Annotated in this window: 12 protein-coding genes and 3 tRNA genes; all 15 read left to right on the plus strand. The window is 39.5% G+C overall.

The annotated features are described in order from the left end of the window. Positions 1 to 28 precede the first annotated feature (28 nt). The 15 genes from HMPREF0849_RS07720 (at position 29) to HMPREF0849_RS07800 (ending at position 16947) form a co-directional block, all read left to right on the plus strand. Positions 29 to 114, plus strand: a tRNA-Leu gene (locus HMPREF0849_RS07720). Between the two features lie 11 nt (positions 115 to 125). Then, positions 126 to 199 (plus strand) — tRNA-Arg (locus HMPREF0849_RS07725). A gap of 15 nt (positions 200 to 214) precedes the next feature. Continuing rightward, positions 215 to 288: transfer RNA gene (locus HMPREF0849_RS07730), tRNA-Pro, on the plus strand. Between the two features lie 175 nt (positions 289 to 463). Beyond that, on the plus strand, positions 464 to 4855 hold the full coding sequence (locus tag HMPREF0849_RS07735; RefSeq protein ID WP_000095446.1) for a PolC-type DNA polymerase III: 4392 nt from the start codon (positions 464 to 466) through the stop codon (positions 4853 to 4855). Between the two features lie 229 nt (positions 4856 to 5084). Continuing rightward, positions 5085 to 6374, plus strand: coding sequence for an ABC-three component system protein (locus HMPREF0849_RS07740; protein WP_225893247.1), 1290 nt, complete (start codon positions 5085 to 5087; stop codon positions 6372 to 6374). A 1-nt stretch (position 6375) separates the two neighbouring features. After that, positions 6376 to 7089: an ABC-three component system middle component 1 gene (locus HMPREF0849_RS07745; protein WP_001084021.1), complete on the plus strand. Its 714-nt coding sequence runs from the start codon at positions 6376 to 6378 to the stop codon at positions 7087 to 7089. Between the two features lie 4 nt (positions 7090 to 7093). Further along, positions 7094 to 9793: an AAA family ATPase gene (locus HMPREF0849_RS07750; RefSeq protein ID WP_000702254.1), complete on the plus strand. Its 2700-nt coding sequence runs from the start codon at positions 7094 to 7096 to the stop codon at positions 9791 to 9793. A gap of 148 nt (positions 9794 to 9941) precedes the next feature. Continuing rightward, positions 9942 to 10205 (plus strand): type II toxin-antitoxin system RelB/DinJ family antitoxin, encoded by a 264-nt coding sequence (locus tag HMPREF0849_RS07755; protein ID WP_000047858.1) that lies wholly within the window; start codon positions 9942 to 9944, stop codon positions 10203 to 10205. Further along, a complete protein-coding gene (locus HMPREF0849_RS07760; RefSeq protein WP_000913062.1) occupies positions 10198 to 10476 on the plus strand; it encodes a type II toxin-antitoxin system RelE/ParE family toxin in 279 nt (92 codons plus the stop codon). Before HMPREF0849_RS07755 ends, HMPREF0849_RS07760 begins: the two co-directional genes overlap by 8 nt. Positions 10477 to 10496: 20 nt before the next feature. Beyond that, on the plus strand, positions 10497 to 10649 hold the full coding sequence (locus HMPREF0849_RS07765) for a hypothetical protein (protein WP_000776623.1): 153 nt from the start codon (positions 10497 to 10499) through the stop codon (positions 10647 to 10649). Between the two features lie 21 nt (positions 10650 to 10670). Beyond that, complete coding sequence (locus tag HMPREF0849_RS07770) at positions 10671 to 11912, plus strand: aminopeptidase (RefSeq protein WP_000243969.1); 1242 nt, start codon at positions 10671 to 10673, stop codon at positions 11910 to 11912. 9 nt (positions 11913 to 11921) lie between these two features. Continuing rightward, positions 11922 to 12152: a GlsB/YeaQ/YmgE family stress response membrane protein gene (locus HMPREF0849_RS07775; protein WP_000901580.1), complete on the plus strand. Its 231-nt coding sequence runs from the start codon at positions 11922 to 11924 to the stop codon at positions 12150 to 12152. A gap of 233 nt (positions 12153 to 12385) precedes the next feature. Beyond that, the gene (locus tag HMPREF0849_RS07785) at positions 12386 to 13108 is read left to right on the plus strand and encodes a pseudouridine synthase (protein WP_001234910.1); all 723 of its coding nucleotides are present in this window, start codon (positions 12386 to 12388) and stop codon (positions 13106 to 13108) included. Positions 13109 to 13218: 110 nt separating this feature from the next. Continuing rightward, positions 13219 to 14553, plus strand: coding sequence for an aminopeptidase C (pepC, locus tag HMPREF0849_RS07795; protein ID WP_000991664.1), 1335 nt, complete (start codon positions 13219 to 13221; stop codon positions 14551 to 14553). Positions 14554 to 14718: 165 nt separating this feature from the next. After that, positions 14719 to 16947 carry an HAD-IC family P-type ATPase gene (locus HMPREF0849_RS07800; protein ID WP_000876389.1) on the plus strand — a complete coding sequence of 743 codons (2229 nt, stop codon included), beginning with the start codon at positions 14719 to 14721 and terminating at the stop codon, positions 16945 to 16947. The last annotated feature ends 18 nt before the right edge of the window (positions 16948 to 16965 follow it).

A 16965-nucleotide genomic window follows, 5' to 3' on the forward strand; every position in this document is an offset into this window, starting at 1 on the left:
GTTCGAATCCCGTCGTTCGCTTAGAGAGGCCGGGGTGGCGGAACTGGCAGACGCACAGGACTTAAAATCCTGCGATTGGTAACGATCGTACCGGTTCGATTCCGGTCCTCGGCATATAATGATGAGCACCCTTAGCTCAACTGGATAGAGTACCTGACTACGAATCAGGCGGTTAGAGGTTCGACTCCTCTAGGGTGCATTTTTTTATTTAACGCGGGAAGTAGCTCAGCTTGGTAGAGTACTTGGTTTGGGACCAAGGTGTCGCAGGTTCGAATCCTGTCTTCCCGATTGATTGCGAGGATACTTAAAGGTATCTTTTTCTATTTATTAAGGAGATTCTGAGAGTCTTCTTTTTTGTTTACGGAACAAATTTGTGTAAACTAGTAGTGCTTAAGGAATGGTACCAGTCATATATTTTCTTTAATTATGGTAAAATAGTAAGAGAATAATGTGAGGAAAATGAATGTCAAGTAAGTTTGAAATTTTAATGAATCAACTAGGAGTCTCTGATCAATTGAGACGGGATCCTGCTCTTGTTGATGCCAGAATTGAGCGTGTTGTGGTTCATAAAATTAGTAAGATTTGGGAATTTCATTTTGTATTTTCTAATATTTTACCGATTGAAATCTTTTTAGAGTTAAAAAAAGGGCTTGGTGAAGAATTTTCTAAGACAGGGAATCGAGCTGTTTTCGAAATCAAGGCTCTTTCTCAAGAATTCTCTAATGAACTCTTGCAGTCCTACTATAGAGAGGCTTTTTCTGAAGGTCCATGTGCAAGTCAGGGGTTTAAATCTCTTTACCAGAATTTAAACGTTCGTGCGGAGGGAAATCAACTCATTATTGAAGGTTCAGAGGCGATTGATAAGGAGCACTTTAAGAAGAATCATCTTCCTAATCTAGCAAAGCAACTCGAAAAGTTTGGTTTCCCAGCTTTTGTATGCCAAGTAGAAAAGAACGATGCCCTTACACAAGAGCAGGAGGAAGCCTTTCATGTGGAGAATGAACAGATTGTTCAAGCTGCCAATGAGGAAGCGCTCCGGGCTATGGAGCAACTGGAACAAATGGCTCCTCCTCCAGTAGAAGAGAAGCCAGCCTTTGATTTTCAGGCTAAAAAGGCTGCGGCCAAGCCTAAACTAGATAAGGCTGAAGTTACCCAGATGATCGACGTGACGACTGAGGAAAATCGCCTGGTCTTTGAAGGGGTCGTTTTTGATGTGGAGCATAAGGTGACCAGAACTGGTCGCGTTTTGATCAACTTTAAAATAACAGACTACACTTCAAGTTTTTCAATGCAAAAATGGGTTAAGAATGAAGAAGAGGCTCAGAAGTTTGACCTCATCAAGAAGAATTCTTGGCTCCGAGTTCGTGGGAATGTGGAGATGAATAACTTCACACGTGATTTGACCATGAACGTGCAGGATGTGCAGGAAGTTGTTCACTATGAGCGGAAGGATTTGATGCCAGAAGGTGAGCGTCGGGTTGAGTTTCATGCTCATACTAATATGTCGACTATGGATGCTTTGCCAGAGGTTGAAGAAATCGTTGCGACAGCTGCTAAGTGGGGACACAAGGCGGTTGCCATCACGGACCATGGGAATGTCCAGTCCTTCCCACATGGCTACAAGGCAGCTAAGAAAGCTGGAATTCAGCTAATATATGGAATGGAAGCCAATATTGTGGAAGACCGTGTCCCTATCGTCTATAACGAAGTGGAGATGGACTTGTCAGAAGCGACCTATGTGGTTTTTGACGTGGAAACGACGGGGCTTTCAGCTATCTATAATGATTTGATTCAGGTTGCGGCCTCTAAGATGTACAAGGGGAATGTTATTGCCGAATTTGATGAATTTATCAATCCTGGGCATCCCTTGTCCGCTTTTACTACTGAGTTGACTGGAATTACAGATGACCATGTTAAAAATGCCAAACCACTGGAACAAGTTTTGCAAGAATTCCAAGAATTTTGTAAGAATACTGTTCTAGTCGCTCACAATGCGACCTTTGATGTTGGCTTTATGAATGCTAACTATGAGCGTCATGGTCTTCCTAAAATTAGCCAGCCAGTTATTGATACGCTGGAGTTTGCTAGAAACCTTTATCCTGAGTATAAACGCCATGGCTTGGGACCTTTGACCAAGCGTTTTGGTGTGGCACTTGAACATCACCACATGGCCAACTACGATGCGGAAGCTACAGGTCGCCTGCTTTTCATCTTTATCAAAGAGGCAGCAGAAAAACATGGTGTGACTGATTTGGCTAGACTGAACATTGATTTGATTAGTCCAGACTCTTATAAAAAAGCTCGGATTAAACATGCGACAATTTATGTTAAGAATCAAGTAGGGTTGAAAAATATCTTTAAGTTGGTTTCTTTGTCTAACACCAAGTACTTTGAAGGAGTGCCACGGATTCCGAGAACGGTTCTAGATGCCCATCGGGAGGGCTTGATTTTGGGGTCGGCTTGCTCGGAGGGTGAAGTTTTTGACGCGGTTGTATCCCAAGGTGTGGATGCGGCGGTTGAGGTGGCCAAGTATTATGACTTTATCGAGGTCATGCCACCAGCTATCTATGCGCCATTGATTGCCAAAGAGCAGGTCAAGGATATGGAGGAACTTCAGACCATTATCAAGAGCTTGATAGAGGTTGGAGATCGTCTTGGCAAGCCTGTTCTGGCTACGGGAAATGTCCACTATATCGAACCAGAAGAAGAGATTTACCGTGAAATTATCGTCCGTAGTTTGGGACAAGGGGCTATGATTAACCGAACCATTGGTCATGGGGAACATGCCCAACCAGCTCCTCTTCCAAAGGCTCATTTTCGAACGACCAATGAGATGTTGGATGAATTTGCCTTCTTGGGTGAAGATTTAGCACGCAAACTAGTTATTGAAAACACTAATGTCTTGGCAGAAATCTTTGAACCTGTTGAGGTTGTTAAGGGTGACTTGTACACACCTTTCATTGACAAGGCGGAAGAAACGGTCGCCGAGCTGACCTACAAAAAAGCCTTTGAGATTTATGGAAATCCGCTGCCAGATATCGTTGATTTGCGGATTGAAAAAGAATTAACTTCCATTCTGGGGAATGGATTTGCCGTGATTTATCTGGCTTCGCAGATGCTGGTGCAACGTTCCAATGAACGGGGCTACTTGGTTGGTTCTCGTGGGTCTGTTGGGTCCAGTTTTGTTGCGACTATGATTGGGATTACGGAGGTTAATCCTCTCTCTCCACACTACGTCTGTGGTCAGTGTCAGTACAGCGAGTTTATCACGGATGGTTCTTACGGTTCAGGGTTTGATATGCCTAATAAGGACTGTCCAAAGTGTGGTCATAAACTCAGCAAAAATGGACAGGATATTCCTTTCGAGACCTTCCTTGGTTTTGATGGGGACAAGGTTCCCGATATTGACTTGAACTTCTCGGGAGAAGACCAGCCTAGCGCCCACTTGGATGTACGTGATATCTTTGGTGAAGAATATGCCTTCCGTGCAGGAACGGTTGGTACAGTTGCTGCTAAGACTGCTTATGGATTTGTCAAGGGCTATGAGAGAGACTATGGGAAGTTTTATCGTGATGCAGAGGTGGAACGTCTTGCCCAAGGTGCTGCCGGTGTCAAGCGGACTACAGGACAACACCCAGGAGGAATCGTTGTTATTCCGAACTACATGGATGTCTACGACTTTACGCCTGTTCAGTATCCAGCGGATGACGTGACGGCTGAATGGCAGACGACTCACTTTAACTTCCATGATATCGATGAGAATGTCCTCAAACTCGATGTACTGGGGCATGATGATCCGACCATGATTCGAAAATTGCAGGACTTGTCTGGTATTGACCCTAATGAAATTCCTATGGATGATGAAGGTGTCATGGCCCTCTTTTCTGGAACTGATGTACTAGGGGTAACACCTGAGCAAATCGGAACGCCGACGGGCATGCTGGGAATCCCAGAGTTTGGAACAAACTTTGTACGTGGGATGGTAGACGAAACGCATCCGACGACCTTTGCGGAATTGCTTCAGCTCTCAGGTCTGTCCCACGGTACCGATGTCTGGTTGGGCAATGCCCAGGATTTGATTAAGCAAGGAATTGCGGATCTATCAACCGTTATCGGTTGTCGGGACGATATCATGGTTTATCTCATGCATGCGGGTCTCGAGCCTAAAATGGCCTTTACCATCATGGAACGGGTACGTAAGGGTTTGTGGCTGAAGATTTCCGAAGAGGAGCGAAATGGCTACATCGAGGCTATGAAGGCTAATAAGGTACCAGAGTGGTATATCGAATCCTGTGGAAAAATCAAGTATATGTTCCCTAAAGCCCATGCGGCAGCCTACGTTATGATGGCCTTGCGCGTAGCTTACTTCAAGGTTCACCATCCCATTTATTATTACTGTGCTTACTTCTCAATCCGTGCCAAGGCCTTTGATATCAAGACCATGGGTGCGGGCTTGGATGCCATCAAACGTAGAATGGAAGAAATCGCTGAAAAACGGAAGAATAATGAAGCCTCTAATGTGGAAATTGACCTCTATACAACTCTTGAGATTGTCAATGAAATGTGGGAACGTGGCTTTAAGTTTGGCAAGTTAGACCTCTATCGTAGTGATGCGACTGAATTCATCATTGATGGAGATACCCTCATCCCACCATTTGTAGCAATGGATGGTCTGGGAGAGAACGTTGCTAAGCAGTTGGTGCGTGCGCGTGAAGAGGGTGAGTTCCTCTCTAAGACAGAACTGCGCAAGCGTGGCGGACTCTCATCAACCTTGGTTGAGAAGATGGATGAAATGGGGATTCTTGGTAATATGCCAGAGGATAACCAGTTGAGTTTGTTTGATGATTTGTTTTAAATAAAATTAGAAAAATAGCAATGCTTTTAAAAAGTTAAAGCTGGTAAGATTAACTATCTTGATTGAGGGGGCTTGAAAATGATGGGAATTGAGGACTTTGGAGTGTGTGATAGAATCAGAATTTGTTAACTAGCTTGATGACTTTAGGAATATTGATATATTTGTAGTGGTTGTTTTCTAAAGGCTATTATTTTAAAAGTGGAGTAAGATACAAGAGAAATTAATAGAGTTGAAGGATAAAGTAATGAATTATGATAGGCGAAATGCCACTTCAAGTTGGAGTGGGTATAACCATCAAGGAAAAGTTGGGATATTTTTGGCACTAACTGAACTTAGAAAACTTGTAGAAAAAGAGGAAGACTATAGCTCATATGAATTAATCCTTGAAAAAAATGGCGGTGAAGATGTTGAGATTTTTCAAGCTCAAACAGTAGTATCAAGACATCAAGTAAAAGCCAAAAAAGCTGGAAAGTATCCGAATGATTATGCTAATGTTAGAACAATAAATTCTAGACTTCATCCTACAGGATATCAAACCTCGGGTACGAACAGAAATAATAGATTTTTACATGTAATTTGTGAAGTTCGAGGCTGGGATATGGATAAGCAAACATTTCAGCAAACATATAAAAGAGCAGCTTATGTCCCTAATCAGAGTCAAGTTCAACTATATACCTATCCTGATGGTAAAAAATATTGTGATTTAGTAGTAGAGAATCAATCGCCTATTGATAATTTTTGCAAAAATGAAATTAAGGAGATTTTGAAATTTTCTAAAAGTTCTTTAGTAGATGATATTGAACATATAGAGGAGACACTGTCTGAGATTAAAGATTTAATTTCTAGACAGATTGTGCAATCACATAGTAATGGGAATGGTGCCTATTCGGTAATATCTTTTCAAGAGATTTTCAACATTATTACTTCGCAAGCGAAGCGCCAGAGACAATCTATTAGGAGAGCAAAGTTAAGTCTTGAAGTGTATTGGAATAACATTGTTGAAGATGATGTTGATACGACTGTTATAAATCAGATATTAAATTTACCTGATGACAAATTTGAACAATTGCTGATTGACTTGCATCCAGATGGCGATATTTCTGGTTCAAAAAGGCTGAACGATATTGGTAGATTAATTGATGAAATTAGCATTGAATATATTTTATATAATTTTCTTAAAACTTGTAAACAAGAAAGGCTTTCGTTAGACAGTTTACGGTATAATTTAAATCATGAGTCGCTCAGACTTAGCATGATTCATGCTCCTAAGGGCACAGAGAGTAGAGTTCGAGATAAAATTATGACTAATGAAAGCTTTATAAGAGCTAGCTTTGATACTGACTATTTGATTAATCTGTGTATCAATGGACAAAAGTTTTTTGAAGAGAAGCCAATTCATGAAGATGGAAAAGAAAAGTTGCTTGCAGAAGCCCTTGGAGAGGAAAAAAATAGAATATTTTCAAATAATTTAGAATATATTGATTATGTGAATACTGTTGAAAAATTGAAAGAGGATTGAAATGAATAGTTTTTTGCAACAAATCTTAGGACAACATAATTTTCATAAATGTGATGAACATTTAGAATTGTGGGGAGGGGACGGAAATGAATTTTTCCTTATTCAAGAATATAATAGGGAGGATTTTAAATCTAGCAGCGAAGGAGGGGTAGATTTTTTTACTTGTGAGCAAACAAATAAGTTGATATCTTGCTTTGAAGAACTTAATGATGAAAAAATTAAGAAAAATACCTCTTTATTTGTAACTATTAAAGTTGATGAACTGAAGCAATCATATGAAAGTCTTAGAAATATGATTATGAAAGTTGAGGAAGATGAATATTATTTTAGAAAATATGTCATCTTATATACCGAGGAAGGATTGAGTAGACTGAACTCGAATATTGAAGATTTACTAAATTATATTCAGTCTACATCTCCTGAGGGTGAGTCTTTATTTGATAAATTTGAGAGTGATATGTTTTTTGATACTGCTTACTTCATTGCTATACAACTAATTATTAAATTACCATTTGCTTCTCATCCTCATTCTGATAATCATTTTGAAATAGTTGAAAATAAAATCCAATCACGAATTGAAATGGAAGGTTTAAATGATCATAAAAAGCAGGTAGATGATATTTTAGAAATTTTTAATGGAGTTGATATTAGGAAACAACTTGAAAATGAAGCTAGTTTTTTGCTGGATAGTTTAAATCAAATTTTAGGAGACTGAACTTGTGAAGATTAGGAAAATTTTACTTTATAATTTCAAAAACTTTAGAAATGAAACAGTTATTGACTTTAGTGATGGGATAACATTTTTAGTGGGACCAAATGGTTATGGTAAAACAACGATTTTTGATGCAATTGAGTTAGGATTGACTGGTAATCTTTCTCGCATTAATAAAGTTACTGCTGAAAATATTGTATATAATAAGCCCTTCTTTCAGAATGAGATTGGTCAGCCGGTAATTATAAAATTGTGGCTAGAAAAAATGAATGGTGACCAACTTGTAATTGTAAGAAAATTAGTAAATAGTTTTACTGAAAGTAAAAACATATTTGCACCTTTAAAGTCTGCTAGTCAGTTTAAGTTATTTAGACAAGTGGAAGTGAGCGAGTCAAATTTTAGATCTACAGATAATATTAAGCTTGAAGACATTACTCAAAGTTCTATTGATACATTTTTAGGTATTAATGGGAAATATGAGATAGAAAAAATTTTCAATCTATTTAATTATATTCAACAGGAAGAAACAACTTTCTTTCTAAAGCAAACGGAATATGAAAGAGGCGATAGTTTATCTTTTTTAGTAAAAACGGATAAAATAGAGAAGAAAATAGAAAAGATTAATACAGTAACAAACGTTATTAGAAAAAAGATTAGTGATTTCAAGGGGCAATTACAAAACTTAAAACAGCAAGAACTATCAGATGTCTCTTATCATAGATTATTTAATCATAGGGAATTTGTATTTGATCGTGAAACTCCTTTTTCTATTGCTAATCTTGACAAATTATTAACTTATCAAAATACTTTACAAAATATTATTGATTTTAAGAAGAATTTCTCAATAGGGGAGTATAATAGAAAGACGGAAAGAGATAAAAGAAAAAAAGATATTGCTGGTGATAGGGCTATTAAACAAGCATTATATTTTTCAATGTTATCTCCAAATATTCTTAAATCAAATTCTCAATGGCTTTGGGAAAAGTATTCATTAGACAATCCAAAATTATTTGAATATGTGCTTTTAGAGAATTACCTACAATCATATGAGAGAGTTGTTCATGATTGCAATCGAAGAAAGCAACTAAATACCTACTTGACTAATTTATCATCGGATATTACTGAGATGACAGAACAGTCCATTACTTATACTCAAAATGATAGATTGTCAGGTGATTTTGAATTGCTTAAAATACAAGTGGTTAAATTCCAAAGTCTGAGGAATAATGCTAGCCAGGTAGACAAAAATTTAAGTGAACTACGACAATTAAGGAGTAACTTAGGCAATAAGTTTGACGAGTTGAGACATCGACATATTGATGAAAACAAATGTCCATTCTGTAATTCACAGTTCCAAACATTTGAAGAATTGAAGCAAGCTTATGATAGTTATAAAAATTATCTAACTGAAATTTCGTCTCAAAGTAGTCTGCAATTGCAAGAAGCTCAATTATTGCTGAATGAACGGATCCAGCAACTGAAGCAGAAAATCATTGATGAAATAAATAGCCTTTCAATAGATGTAGATAAAAATTTATTAGATAGATTACAAAAATTAAAAAATTCGTATCAAAGTTATTCTCAAAATGTCGAAGGTTTTAAAACTTTTATTCAGTCGTACACAATTATGGTGCCATATGAGTTGGGAAGGTTAGAATTTAAAGACTATAACCAGCAGCACCAGTTAAACTGGCAAGAATTTCAATCTAAATTAGTAGTTGATGATGATGTTTACAGTTTGCTAGATAATAATAGTTTGAGAAATATAAAGGAAGAACTGGAGGTCTTAAGGGAAGAATTTCCTGAACTGCAGTTTGAAACATACCAATTAGAATCAAGTTCATATTCGAAAATAAATATTGCGATGATTGATAGTCGATTGCTTGAATTAAAAAATGCTATTCACTCGGCAGTTGATAATAAATATGCTATTAATGAGAATCTGATAGCAGACACTGAGAACATATTTCCTACATATTTTCAAAGTAAAGTGGAAGTATTAGAGGATATTCGTATTGGAGATTTAGAGAATAAGAAACTTTATCTTGATAGACAGCATAAACTAGTTCAAAATCAGCAACTTCAAGATTTATCAAGTCAGATAGAAACATTGAGAATAACTGTGGAACGATTAGAAGAAATTAATACTATATATAAAGAAGAGGTAAAACAGTTCAAAATAGATATTGTTAAAAAGCTACGTATCCCATTCTTTATATACTCAGCAAAAATGTTACAAAATTATCAACAAGGTTTGGGAATTTTTCTAACGTATAACAAAACAACAATTGATAAAGAAGAAACGACGACTGATGAGGCAACAGGTAATCAAGTAAAAACGATTAAAAAGATAACAAAGACAATTATTAGGTTCAAGTCGGATTCTAATAATGATCATGATGCAATTAATCAACTAAGCACTGGTCAGTTAGCGGTTGTTTCACTAGCATTTACTCTTTCACTGAATACGATGTTCAAACTATCTGATAATTTGAATTTCTTAATGATAGATGATCCAGTTCAAGACATGGATGCTATGAATGTACTATCTTTTATTGAAATTTTACGTCATGGAATTATAGATAAGTATCAGATCATTTTATCAACTTATAGCGATTTAAATGCTTTGTTTATGGGTTATAAATTTGCAAATTCAAATTCGGAAGTAAATATAAAATATGAAAAGGTTAGTGACTTGCAAGTATAATATGTAAAACTCTTATTCTTTGTCTTGTTTTCTATGTGAATATTTTAGACTATCCTAATAATCAATGTTAAGAAAGCTAATGTATATCTAATAGATTTACATAAGCCTTCTTTTTTGTTAAAATAATAAATAGAAAGAAGGTGGGAATATGTCAAAGACGAGCATGAGTATTCGTTTGGATAGTGAGGTTAAGGAGCAGGCCCAACAGGTTTTTAATCATTTAGGAATGGATATGACAACAGCAATCAATATTTTCCTTCGTCAGGCAATTCAATATCAGGGTTTGCCTTTTGATGTTAGACTAGACGAGAATCGGAAGTTGCTTCAAGTATTAACGGATTTAGACCAAAATCGTAATATGAGCCAATCCTTTGAATCAGTCTCTGACTTGATGGAGGACTTGCGTGCTTAAGATTCGTTATCATAAACAGTTTAAAAAAGATTTTAAGTTGGCTATGAAGCGTGGTTTGAGGGCAGAATTATTAGAAGAAGTTTTGAATTTTCTGGTTCAAGAAAAAGAACTTCCTGCTAGATATCGTGATCATCAATTAACGGCATCTAAGCATTTTCAAGGAGTTCGTGAGTGTCATATCCAGGCGGATTGGCTCCTGGTCTATAAAGTAGACAAGGAAGAATTGATTTTAAACTTGCTTAGGACAGGTAGTCATAGTGATTTATTTTAAGATATTTTAAGGAGTTCAAGATGAAACTTAGAATCTTTGCGGAAGATAAACCTGCTGAAAAGGTATTTGAGTATCAATTAGACCTTGCTGATCAGACCATTCTTCTATCAACAGCACTCTTGTCAGGTGCTATTGCTTTAGCAGGATTATTCTCTGCTTTGAAAGAAAAATAAAAATAGAAAAGGGAAACACAAATGGTTTTACCAAATTTTAAAGAAAATCTAGAAAAATACGCTAAGCTTTTGGTTGCAAACGGTGTGAATGTGCAACCGGGTCACACCTTGGCTCTCTCTATCGATGTGGAGCAACGCGAGTTGGCTCACTTGATTGTCAAAGAAGCCTATGCACTGGGTGCACATGAGGTTATCGTTCAGTGGACAGATGATGTGATTAACCGTGAGAAATTCCTCCACGCGCCGATGGAGCGTCTGGACAATGTACCAGAATACAAGATTGCTGAGATGAACTACCTCTTGGGAAACAAGGCTAGCCGTCTAGGAGTTCGTTCATCTGATCCAGGTGCCTTGAACGGAGTGGATGCGGACAAGCTTTCAGCTTCTGCCAAAGCTATGGGACTCGCGATGAAGCCAATGCGCATCGCAACTCAATCCAACAAGGTTAGCTGGACTGTAGCAGCCGCTGCTGGACTTGAATGGGCTAAGAAAGTCTTTCCAAATGCTACGAGCGATGAAGAAGCAGTTGATCTTCTTTGGGATCAAATCTTCAAAACTTGCCGTGTCTACGAAGAAGATCCTGTTAAAGCTTGGGAAGAGCATGCTGCTATCCTTAAGAGCAAGGCAGAAATGCTCAATAAAGAACAATTCTCAGCCCTTCACTACACAGCACCGGGAACTGATTTGACACTTGGTTTACCTAAGAACCACGTTTGGGAATCAGCTGGTGCTATCAATGCACAGGGCGAAGGATTCTTGCCAAATATGCCGACAGAAGAAGTCTTTACGGCCCCTGATTTCCGTCGTGCAGATGGCTATGTAACCTCTACAAAACCACTTAGCTATAACGGAAATATCATCGAAGGGATTAAGGTGACCTTCAAGGATGGTCAAATCGTAGACATTACTGCTGAAAAGGGTGATCAGGTCATGAAAGATCTTGTCTTTGAAAATGCGGGTGCGCGTGCCTTGGGTGAATGTGCCTTGGTACCAGATCCAAGCCCAATTTCTCAGTCAGGCATTACCTTCTTCAACACCCTTTTCGATGAGAATGCTTCAAACCACTTGGCTATCGGTGCAGCCTATGCGACCAGCGTTGTTGGTGGGGCAGAGATGAGCGAAGAAGAGCTTGAAGCTGCAGGACTGAACCGTTCAGATGTTCACGTGGACTTTATGATTGGTTCGAATCAAATGGATATCGATGGTATCCGTGAGGATGGAACACGCGTACCACTCTTCCGCAATGGAGATTGGGCAATTTAAGGAGAAGCTATGCTTGGAAGTATGTTTGTTGGTCTCCTAGTGGGACTCTTGGCAGGTGTTTTAACCAATCGCGGAGAAAGCATGGGATGCTTTGGGAAAATGTTTCTCGGCTGGATTGGTGCTTCTTTGGGGCACCTGCTCTTTGGGACTTGGGGTCCAAACCTAGCAGGGATAGCTATTGTTCCAGCTGTTTTGGGCGCTATGGTTGTCTTAGCTATTTTCTGGAGACGAGGAAGTTAATTTCTTAAATCTGATACTCAATGAAAATCAAAGAGTAAACTAGGAAACTAGCCGCAGGCTGCTCAAAGCACTGCTTTGCGGTTGTAGATAGAACTGACGAAGTCAGCTCAAAACACTGTTTTGAGGTTGCAGATGGACGTTGACGCGGTTTGAATCTGATTTTTGAAGAGTATGAAACGAAAAGGAGGTTGGTCATTGTACCAGCCTCCTTTTGAGTATGATATAATAGTTCTATGAGATTAGATAAATTTTTAGTTGCCTGTGCTGTGGGGAGTCGGACAGAAGTCAAAAACTTGCTCAAGGCTGGGCGGGTGACGGTAAATGGTAAAAAAGAAAAGTCAGCTAAACTGCAGATCAATGAGGAAAGAGATGAGATTCGCTTTGATGGCCAAGTGCTGGAGTATGAAGAGTTTGTCTACTACATGATGAACAAGCCCCAAGGAGTCATTTCAGCGACTGAGGATTCTAAACACAGAACAGTGTTGGACTTGTTGGATGATATTGCTCGGACCAAGGAAGTTTTTCCAGTAGGGCGTTTGGATATTGACACGCATGGCCTCCTGCTTTTGACCAATGACGGTCAGCTTGCCCATGCTCTTCTTTCACCAAAACGTCATGTGGATAAGACCTATCTGGCACACGTCGAGGGAATTATGACCCAAGAAGATGTGGAGACATTTGTCAAGGGCATTCCGCTCAAGGATTTTACCTGCCAGCCAGCTAAGCTGGAGATTGTGTCGGTAGATTCAGTAAAGAATCAAAGTCTGGTTCGTGTGACCATTGCTGAAGGGAAGTTCCATCAAGTCAAGCGTATGGTGGCCTACTGTGGCAAGGAAGTGGTGGACTTACAACGTTTGACGATGGGAACTCTAGTCTTGGATGAGAACTTAGAACAAGGAGAATGGCGTCGTTTGACCAAGGAGGAGTTAGAAGTTCTCTTTGCAAGTATTGCTTAGTTTGGATTATGTTAGAAAAGGTGAGGAGAATGTCCTTGTCTTTTTAAGTTTTTCGGTTGCTTCATTTGTGAAAAGAGTTATAATAGACAGTAGAATAAAAGGAGGAATCTATGAACGCGATTCAAGAATCATTTACAGATAAACTATTTGCCAACTATGAAGCAAATGTCAAATACCAAGCGATCGAAAATGCTGCCAGTCACAACGGAATTTTTGCAGCCCTAGAACGTCGTCAAAGCCATGTAGACAATACACCTGTTTTCTCGCTTGATTTGACCAAGGACAAGGTGACCAACCAGAAAGCATCTGGTCGTTGCTGGATGTTTGCAGCCCTCAATACCTTCCGTCACAAACTCATCTCTCAATACAAGCTAGAAAACTTTGAACTGTCACAAGCCCACACCTTCTTCTGGGATAAGTATGAAAAATCCAACTGGTTCTTGGAGCAAGTGATTGCGACTGCAGACCAAGAATTGACGAGCCGCAAGGTTAGCTTCCTACTCCAAACACCTCAACAAGATGGAGGACAATGGGATATGGTCGTTGCCCTCTTTGAGAAATACGGTGTCGTTCCTAAGTCAGTTTATCCTGAGTCTGTTTCATCTAGCAGCAGCCGTGAGCTCAATGCCATCCTTAACAAATTGCTTCGCCAAGATGCCCAAATCTTGCGTAACTTGCTTGCTTCTGGTGCAGACCAAGCGACTGTTCAAGCTAAGAAAGAAGACCTCTTGCAAGAAATCTTTAACTTCCTTGCTATGTCACTAGGGCTTCCACCACGTAAATTTGACTTTGCTTATCGCGATAAGGATGATAACTACCAAAGTGAAAAAGGAATCACACCACAGGAATTTTACAAGAAATATGTCAATCTTCCTCTAGAAGACTATGTTTCTGTTATCAATGCTCCAACTGCTGACAAGCCTTACGGCAAATCTTACACAGTTGAGATGTTGGGAAATGTGGTTGGTAGCCGTGCAGTTCGCTACATCAACGTTCCTATGGAGCGCTTGAAAGAATTGGCGATTGCCCAAATGCAGACAGGAGAAACTGTTTGGTTTGGTTCAGATGTCGGCCAGCTCAGCAACCGCAAAGCCGGGATCCTTGCGACAGATGTTTATGACTTTGAATCAAGTATGGATATTCAACTGACTCAAGACAAGGCTGGACGTTTGGACTACAGCGAAAGCTTGATGACCCACGCTATGGTCTTGACAGGTGTTGATTTGGATGAAAATGGCAAGTCAACTAAGTGGAAGGTTGAAAACTCATGGGGAGACAAGGTCGGTACAGATGGTTACTTCGTCGCCTCAGACGCTTGGATGGATGAATACACCTATCAAATCGTTGTCCGTAAGGAATTGCTGACAGCAGAAGAACAAGCTGCTTATGAAGCAGAACCAATCGTACTTGCACCATGGGATCCAATGGGAGCCTTGGCAGAATAAAGCATAAAGAAAAGAGGTTAGGGAAATCCTAGCTTCTTTTTTAAGTCCTTCTTAAAGTGGGGATAGATGATGCTTGCCAAGGGAGTTCTTCTTATTTTGAGTATTTAAGTGACAGAGAAAAAGATATGTGTTACTATAGTAGTACAAAAGGATATCGGAGTAGAAATGAAGTATTTAAGCAGTCAAGACATCAAGGATCGTCAACGAAATATCAGCGACATTAAACCCTATAAAACAACCAAGGAAATCGTCGTTTCAAATATCTTTACCTTTTTTAATGCTATGAACTTGGCTCTGGCAGTTCTGGTAGCCACAACCTTGCGATTTGAAAATATGCTCTTTTTAGGTGTGATTGCTATCAATACAGCCATTGGGATTTTCCAAGAAGTGCGTTCAAAAAATGCCTTAGAAAAGCTGAGTTTGCTTGGTAAAAGTAAGTACAGAGTCAACCGAGATGGTCAAACGATTGAGGTTGCTCCAGAGGACATCGTACTGGGGGAATATCTGCATCTCAATCTGGGAGATCAGGTACCTGTCGATGCAGAAGTCCTTGAAGGGAATATTGAAGTTGATGAGTCCTTGCTGACTGGTGAGAGTGATTCGGTCTTTAAAACAGCAGGTGACAAGCTGATGAGCGGAAGCAATGTCGTTAGCGGTACTTGTCTGGTCACGGCGACGGCGGTCGGACCCGATAGTTATATCAACAAACTCGCAAAATCCAGCAAGGAATTCAAAAAATATCCTTCTCAACTGCGCGATTACATGGATAAGATTTTAAAAATCGTCTCGATCTTACTGGTGCCAGTTGCGATTCTGCTCTATGTCAGAGGTTTTAATCTAGGACGGTCTTATGTTGAGATTGTTTTAGGAAGTTCTGGCGCCTTGGTCGGCATGATTCCAGAGGGCTTGATTCTCTTGGTTAGCGTCTCTCTAGCAGTAGCTGCCATGAAGCTGGCTAAAAAGAAGGTTCTGGTGCAGGAGCTATACTGTGTAGAGACCTTGGCGCGAGTAGATGTTCTTTGTTTTGATAAGACAGGAACTATCACGACGGGGAATATGAAGGTCCAAGAAATGGATGCTAATGTGGCAGAGAAACTCTCGACTTATCTAGCCTATTTTGACGATGAAAATGCAACTTCGCGGGCTCTGAAAACTTACTTAACCTGTGAGAAAAAATGGGAAGTTCAAGAAGTCGGTGCCTTTTCAAGTAAAAACAAGTATTCCTTTGTCCAAGTAAAAGAGGGCGGGACCTATTTCTTCGGTGCTTATGAATTTCTAGGCTTTACCCAACCAATGGATACCTACTATGAACATCTGAAGCAGCAAGGTTTTCGAATCTTGACACTTGCCCATAGTAAGGACCACATCATGAGTCCAGCCAATATGGAACTACTAGGGCACGTCGTTTTGTCAGATGAGATTAAGGACAATACCAAGGAAACCTTTGACTATTTCGAATCTCAAGGTGTTGAAGTGAAGATTATCAGTGGTGATAATCATGTGGCTGTATATGGGGTGGCTCGTAAGGCAGGTTTTAAGGAAGAAGCCCGTGCGATTGATATGACCAAGGTGAGTGAACAAGATTTTGAAAGAGTGGTCTTGGAACACGAAATCTTTGGACGTGTGACACCTGAACAGAAGCAAAAGATGGTATCTATCTTGCAAAATGCTGGTAAAACAGTTGCCATGAGCGGTGACGGGGTCAATGATGTTCTGGCTCTTAAGAAAGCAGATATCAGCTTTGCCATGAAGGGGGCTACCAGCGCAGCTAAAAGTGTATCCAATATTGTTTTCCTGACAGATGATTTTGCAGTATTTTATGATATCTTGATGGAAGGTCGCCGGGTCATCAATAACATCCAAAAGGTAGCCTCTCTCTTTCTGACAAAGACCTTCTTCTCCATCGTGTTTGCCATTTTGAGTGTGGTATTCGGTTTGGAATTTGCCTTTATCCCCATTCAGTTTACGATTATTTCAGCTATTACGATTGGGATTCCATCCTTCTTCCTAACTTTTGAGTCCAATAAAGAAAAGGTTAGCACTCACTTTATGAGAGATATCCTAACCAACGCGGCGATTGGTGGTGGCGTTCTGGTTGCTAGTGTTCTTTTGACCAATTTCTTTATCACTGTCCCAGGTCAGGTCAAATTTATTTGCTTCCTCCTTGCCCTGATCAATGGTCTGTGTCTAGTTGCCAAGGTCAGCTTGCCTTTTAATCGATACAAGATGCTTTTGCTCACGTTTTTGAGCCTTGCAGCCCTTGTTGGTGTACTTGCCAATACTTTTATCCTACAGGGAGCTTTTGTGCCTTTAGAAGCCAAACAGCTACTCTATGTTGCCATACTAGCAGTGGTGATTGGGTGCTTTCATTATCTTACTAGGAGAAAAAGTTGATACATAAAAAGAATCAGG

The sequence above is a fragment of the Streptococcus sp. C300 genome, assembly GCF_000187645.1.
Classification (GTDB): domain Bacteria; phylum Bacillota; class Bacilli; order Lactobacillales; family Streptococcaceae; genus Streptococcus; species Streptococcus oralis_CQ.